Here is a 6,601-nt window from a genome sequence, read left to right on the forward strand (position 1 = left end):
GGACGGGCAGCGAGCCGCCGAGGTCCAGGCGGCGCAGCAGCAGCTCCACGGCCGCCGCGCCGACGGCCCGCTTCGGCGGCGCGACGGCGGTCAGCGGCGGCGCGGCGAGGGCCGCGAACACGTCGTCGTACGCGATCAGCGCCACGTCGTCCGGTACCTGGAGGCCCCGGGCCCGCAGCAGCGGCGGCAGTTGGATGGCGTCCTGGTCGTTGTGGACCAGGACGGCCCGCACGCCCCGGGCGGCGGCCTCGACGATCCGCTCGGCAACGGCCTCGGAGTCGACGCCTGGGCGGCGGATGTCGATCACCGGTTGCGGTTCCAGCCCCAGCAGCGCCGTCCCCTCGGCGTAGCCGGCCCGGACCTGGTGCGCCGTCCAGGTGTCCTCGCGGGCGACCAACAGCACCGCGCCGTGCCCGAGCGAGACCAGGTGGCGCAGGGCGAGCAGGACGCCGTGCCGGTGGTCCGAGCCGACGGAGTCCAGCAGCGCTCCCTCGCCGTCGGCGGGGGCACGGCGCTCGACGAGCACGGCGGGCACCGGGAGCCCGCCGGTCCACAGGCCGTCCTCGCCGCCGGCCGGACGCCAGTTGGGGGTCAGGAGCAGGCCGTCCACCCCGGAGTCGAGCAGCTGCCCGACCTGGGCGCGGTCGTCGGCCGACTCGTACGGGGCGATGGCGAGCACCAGGCGCGCGCCGGCGTCCGCGGCGGCCGCGCGGGCGCCGCCGACCACCTCGTCGAAGTACGAACCGACGGTGGGGACGAGCATGCCCAGGACCCGGTCGGTGCCCTCGACCGCGGCGGACTTGACGCGCGGCAGCGAGACGGCGCCGTGCGAGCGGCTCAGCAGCCCGTCGTCGGCGAGCACCGCGACGTCGCGGCGGACGGTGACGGCCGAGAGGCCCATCCGGACGGCGAGGTCCACCACACGTACCGTCCCGAGGTCGCGTACGACCTCTAGGATCTGGGACCGGCGCTCCTCGGCCGTGATGGTCATGGCTTCCCTCCTGAGTGCCCCGGCGCCGCGCGGCAACTGATCAATCCGCATCATTCAATCGAAATCCGATCGAACGAACACAGATCTGCTGAGTCGATCAGAACCACCGTACCGGTCACCCGGTCGTCCGGTCAGGTCCTCCCGCGTTCCCGGCCTGCGAACGGAACACCCCACCCGGGCCACCCGGGCCGCTCGCTCGCCGGGCGTCCGGCACCGCCGCGCAGTCGGCCGCTCCCCCGCTCACCGTGCCCGCGCGGGCGGCGCCCCGGTACTCCCCCGCAGGACGACCTGGGTCGGCAGGGCCAGCCGGACGCACCGCCGCCCGCCTTCGGACTCGAGCGCCAGGGTGACGGCGCCCGCGCCGAGCCGTTCCAGCGGCATCCGCACCGTCGAGAGCGCCGGAGCCACGTCCGCGGCGAACGGGATGTCGTCGAAACCCGCCACCGACATCCGACCGGGCACGTCGACTCCGCGCGAGCGGAGTTCGCCGAGCGCGCCGATCGCGCAGACGTCGGACAGCGCCAGCACGGCGGTGGGCCACTCGGCCTGCGGGCGGTCGAGCAGCCGCCGCACCGCCTCGCGGCCCCCGGCGCGGGTGAACTCCACGTGCTGGACGGCCCCTTCGGCCGGCTCGATGCCCGCCTCGGCGAGGGCCTCGCGCACCCCGGCGAGCCGGTCCATCGAGACCTGCAGCCGCTCCGGCCCCGTGATCACCGCGAACTCCCGGTGCCCCAGGCCCAGGAGGGCCCGGGTCAGGTCGGCCGCACCCCCGCGGTTGTCCGGCAGGACGGCGTCGTAGCCGGGGCCGTGGTCGGTGACGGTCGCGATCCGCCCGCCGTCCGCCCGGTAGTCGGCGAGCGCCGCGTCGACGGCCCGCACGGCGGCCGGGTCGGTGTGGGCGGAGCCGGCCAGGACGATGGCCCGCACGCGCTGGCCGTGCAGCATGCGGATGCCCCGCACCTGCGTCTCCGGCTCCCCGTCCGTGTTGATCACCAGCGGGAGCAGCCCGGCCTGCCCGGCAGCGTCGGAGACCCCGCGGGCGATGGCCGCGAAGTACGGGTCCGCCACGTCGTGCAACAGCACGCCGACGTTGGCCGTGGCGGCACGGGCGAGTGCCTGGGCGGGGGCGTTCGGCAGGTACCCGAGGGCGTCGGCACTGGCCCGGACCTTCGCGGCCAGCTCCTCGCCGACCGTCCGGGCCGAGCCGTTGAGCGCGCGGGAGGCCGTCGCGAGCGAGACTCCGGCGTGACGGGCGACCTCACTGAGGGTGACACCCATCTGCCGTTCCCCACTTCCGTTTGGCACCTGCGTTGACGCGCACAGCATATCTCCATAACCTCTCGGAAAGCGCTTTCCCACTGACCGCACGGGACCACACAGGACCGCGGAGGACCACGCATGACTCAGAGAGTGATCGGCGTCGTGATGAACGGCGTCACCGGCCGGATGGGCTACCGCCAGCACCTGGTGCGCTCGATCCTGGCCATCCGCGAGCAGGGCGGGCTCGCCCTGGAGGGCGACGACACGCTGTGGCCCGAGCCGATCCTGGTCGGCCGCAGCGCGCAGAAGCTCAAGGAGCTGGCGGACCGCCACGGCCTGACGCACTGGACGACCTCGCTGGACGAGGCACTGGCCCACCCGCTCGCCGAGATCTACTTCGACGCCCAGGTCACCCAGGCCCGCGAGCAGGCCCTGCGCACCGCCATCGCGGCCGGCAAGCACGTCTACACCGAGAAGCCGACTGCCGAGTCCCTCGACGCCGCCCTGGAGCTGGCACGACTGGCCCGGGAGGCCGGGGTGTGCAACGGCGCGGTGCAGGACAAGCTGTTCCTGCCCGGCCTGCTCAAGCTCAAGCGGCTGGTGGACGGCGGCTTCTTCGGCCGCATCCTGTCGGTGCGCGGCGAGTTCGGCTACTGGGTGTTCGAGGGCGACTGGCAGGACGCGCAGCGCCCCTCCTGGAACTACCGCGCCCAGGACGGCGGCGGCATGATCCTGGACATGTTCCCGCACTGGCGCTACGTGCTGGACCAGATCATCGCGCCCGTCCGCTCGGTGTACGCGCACACCGCCACCCACATTCCCGAGCGGGTCGACGAACAGGGCCGCGCCTACCCGGCGACGGCGGACGACGCCGCCTACGGCATCTTCGAGCTGGAGGGCGGGATCACCGCCCAGATCAACTCCTCCTGGGCCGTCCGGGTCGACCGCGACGAGCTGGTGGAGTTCCAGGTCGACGGCACCGAGGGCAGCGCGGTCGCCGGGCTGCGCAACTGCCGGATCCAGCACCGGGCCACCACCCCGAAGCCGGTGTGGAACCCGGACCTGCCGGCCACCGAGCGCTTCCGCGAGCAGTGGCAGCAGGTCCCGGACAACGGCGAGTTCGACAACGGCTTCAAGGCGCAGTGGGAGCTCTTCCTGCGGCACGTCGTCACCGGCTCCCCGTACACCTGGGACCTGCTGGAGGGCGCCAAGGGCGTCCAGCTGGCCGAACTCGGCCTGCGCTCCGCCCGCGAGGGCCGCCGCCTGGACGTCCCCGGACTGGAGAACCGATGACCGAGCTGAACCTTCCCGGCCTCGGCCGCTACCGGCTGAGCATCCCCGAGCCGCTGGAGATCCCGGCCCACCCGCCGAAGAACCGCACGGCCTTCGCCGCCGCGCACGTCGTCGCCGACCCGCTCGGCGGCAACGCCCCCGGCGCACCGGCGGCCGTCGACTGGGACGCCACCCTCGCCTTCCGCCGCCACCTGTGGTCCCTCGGCCTCGGCATCGCCGACGCCATGGACACCGCCCAGCGCGGCATGGGCCTGGACTGGCCCGCCACCCGGGAACTGATCGTCCGCTCCGGCGCGGAGGCCCGCGCCTTCAGGGAGGCAGCGCGAAGCGCTTCGGACGAGGGTGGTGGCGGGCGCCGGGAGGGAGGCCGCCTCGCCTGCGGCGTCGGCACGGACCAGCTCACCGGCCCGGCCGCGGGCCTCGCCGGGATCACGGCCGCCTACGAGGAGCAGCTCGCGGTGGTCGAGGAGGCCGGCGCGCAGCCCGTCCTGATGGCCAGCCGCGCGCTGGCCGCGCAGGCCCGCGGGCCGGAGGACTACCTCCAGGTCTACGGCCGGCTGATCGCCCAGGCCGGTCGGCCGGTGATCCTGCACTGGCTCGGCGAGATGTTCGACCCGGCGCTGGCCGGCTACTGGGGCGCCACCGACCTGGACGCGGCCACCGAGACGGTGCTCGCGCTGATCCGCGAGCACCACGCCGGCATCGACGGCATCAAGGTCTCCCTGCTCGACGCCGACCGGGAGATCGCCCTGCGCCGCGCCCTGCCCGAGGGCGTCCGGCTCTACACCGGCGACGACTTCAACTACCCGCAGCTCATCCGCGGCGACGAACTCGGCCACAGCCACGCACTGCTGGGCATCTTCGACCCGATCGCCACCCGCGCCGCGGCCGCGCTGCACGCCCTGGACGCCGGGGACCTCGACCGGTACGACGCCCTGCTCGCCCCCACCCTCCCGCTGGCCCGCCACCTGTTCGCGGCGCCGACCTACCACTACAAGACGGGCGTCGTCTTCCTCGCCTGGCTGGCCGGCCACCAGAGCCACTTCACCATGGTCGGCGGGGCGCAGAGCGGCCGTTCCGTCGTCCACCTGGTGGAGCTGTTCCGCCTGGCGGACGCCGCCGGGGTCCTGCCCGACCCGGAGCTGGCGGCGCACCGGATGCGGCAGTTCCTCACAGTGGCGGGGGTGGAGGCGTGAACCGGCTCTCGCTGAACCAGATCACCACCAAGGGCTGGAGCCTGCCGGAGGCGGTGCGCGGCTGTGTGGAGGCCGGAGTCCCGGCGATCGGGCTCTGGCGCGACAAGGTCGAGGAGGTCGGTGTCGCGCGCGCGGCCGAGCTGGTCCGCGAGGCGGGACTGGCCGTCAGCAGCCTGTGCCGGGGCGGCTTCCTCACCGCCGAGGGGCCGGAGGCCCACCGGGCGGCGCTCGCCGACAACCTCCGTGCCCTGGAGGAGGCGGCCGAACTCGGCACCGACACCCTGGTGATGGTCGTCGGCGGGGTCCCCGCGGGCAGCCGCGACCTGGCCGGGGCGCGGGAACGGGTCACCGACCGGCTGGCCGAACTCGCTCCGTACGCCGGTGACCTGGGTGTGCGGCTGGCGATCGAGCCGTTGCACCCGATGTTCTGCGCCGACCGTGCCGTGGTCTCCACCCTCGGCCAGGCCCTCGACCTGGCCGAGCGCCACCCCGTCGAGCAGGTCGGCGTCGTCGTCGACAGCTACCACGTGTGGTGGGACCCGGACCTCGCCGCGCAGGTCGCCCGTGCGGGCGCCCGGATCGCCTCGTACCAGGTCTGCGACTGGACGCTGCCGCTGCCCGCCGACGTCCTGCTCGGCCGGGGCCACGTGGGAGACGGCCACATCGACTTCGGCGCACTGACGGACATGGTCACGGCCGCCGGCTACACCGGCTGGATCGAGACCGAGATCTTCAACCAGGAGATCTGGGACACCCCCGGGGAACAGACCCTCGCGACGGTGGTCGAGCGCTACCGTGCCCACGTGGTGAGCGCATGAGAGTCGTCCTCGCTCCGGACTCCTTCAAGGGGACGGTCACGGCGACGGACGCCGCCCGGGCGCTGGCCGACGGCTGGCGCTCGGTGCGGCCGGACGACGAGCTGATCGCGCGTCCGATGGCCGACGGCGGCGAGGGCACCCTCGCCGCCGTCGCGGCCGCCCTGCCCGGCACCACCGAGCACGACGTCCCCGGCTGCACCGGCCCCGACGGGCGGCCGGTCACCGGGCGGTACGCCCTCCTCCCCGACGGCACCGCGCTGGTGGAACTCGCCGTCGCCAGCGGGCTGCCCCTGATGTCCCGCCCCGCACCGCTCACCGCGACCACGAGGGGCACCGGCGAGACCGTCGCGGCGGCCCTCGACACGGGCGCACGCCGGCTGACGGTCGCCCTCGGCGGCTCCGCCTCCACGGACGGCGGCACCGGCCTGCTCGCGGCGCTCGGCCTGCGGCTGACCGACGCGGAGGGCCGGGACCTCGCCGACGGCGGCGGGGCGCTCCTGCGGGCCCACCGGGTCGATGCCACGGGCCTGCGCCCGGCGCCGCCCGACGGGGTGGTGCTCCTCACCGACGTCACCAATCCGCTGCTCGGCCCGGACGGCGCCGCCGCCGTCTACGGACCGCAGAAGGGCGCGGACCCGAGCGGGATCGCCCTGCTCGACCAGGGGCTGTCCAGGCTCGCCGCGCTCCTCGGTGCGGACCCGGACCAGCCCGGCTCCGGCGCGGCGGGCGGCACCGCCTACGGCCTCACGGCCGCGTGGGGCGCCGTCATCCGCCCCGGCGCCGCCGCCGTCGCCGACCTCCTCCACCTCGACCAGGACATCGCCACGGCGGATCTGGTGATCACCGGTGAGGGCAGGTACGACGCGACCAGCCTGCGCGGCAAGGCCGTTGGCGAGGTCCTCGCCCGGGCCGCCCGCGCCGGCGTCCCCGCCCGGATCGTCGCGGGCGAGTCGGCCGACGACCGGGCCCTGACCCTCAGCGCACTCGCGGGCGACCCGGCCTCCGCCCGGGAGCACGCCCGGAAGTGGCTGGTCCGCGCCGGC

6 protein-coding genes are annotated in these 6,601 nt (G+C 75.0%); 4 read left to right on the forward strand and 2 right to left on the reverse strand.

Annotation, left to right across the window (positions count from 1 at the left end; genetic code table 11):
• On the reverse strand, positions 1-991 hold a 991-nt coding region (locus KS423_RS34930), incomplete at its 3' end, for a substrate-binding domain-containing protein (protein ID WP_224283768.1).
• Between the two features lie 240 nt (positions 992-1,231).
• The gene (locus KS423_RS34935) at positions 1,232-2,269 is read right to left on the reverse strand and encodes a LacI family DNA-binding transcriptional regulator (protein ID WP_224283769.1); all 1,038 of its coding nucleotides are present in this window, start codon (positions 2,267-2,269) and stop codon (positions 1,232-1,234) included.
• A gap of 120 nt (positions 2,270-2,389) precedes the next feature.
• On the opposite strand from KS423_RS34935, the gene KS423_RS34940 reads away from it, so the two are divergent.
• The 4 genes from KS423_RS34940 to KS423_RS34955 form a co-directional block, all read left to right on the forward strand.
• A complete protein-coding gene (locus tag KS423_RS34940; RefSeq protein ID WP_224283770.1) occupies positions 2,390-3,544 on the forward strand; it encodes a Gfo/Idh/MocA family protein in 1,155 nt (384 codons plus the stop codon).
• Positions 3,541-4,740: a dihydrodipicolinate synthase family protein gene (locus KS423_RS34945; protein WP_224283771.1), complete on the forward strand. Its 1,200-nt coding sequence runs from the start codon at positions 3,541-3,543 to the stop codon at positions 4,738-4,740. Before KS423_RS34940 ends, KS423_RS34945 begins: the two co-directional genes overlap by 4 nt.
• Positions 4,737-5,558, forward strand: a complete 822-nt coding sequence (locus KS423_RS34950; protein WP_224283772.1) for a sugar phosphate isomerase/epimerase — start codon at positions 4,737-4,739, stop codon at positions 5,556-5,558. Before KS423_RS34945 ends, KS423_RS34950 begins: the two co-directional genes overlap by 4 nt.
• On the forward strand, positions 5,555-6,601 hold a 1,047-nt coding region (locus KS423_RS34955; protein WP_224283773.1), incomplete at its 3' end, for a glycerate kinase. The genes KS423_RS34950 and KS423_RS34955, both read left to right, overlap by 4 nt.

The organism is Streptomyces sp. LS1784 (assembly GCF_020103755.1).
Classification (GTDB): domain Bacteria; phylum Actinomycetota; class Actinomycetes; order Streptomycetales; family Streptomycetaceae; genus Kitasatospora.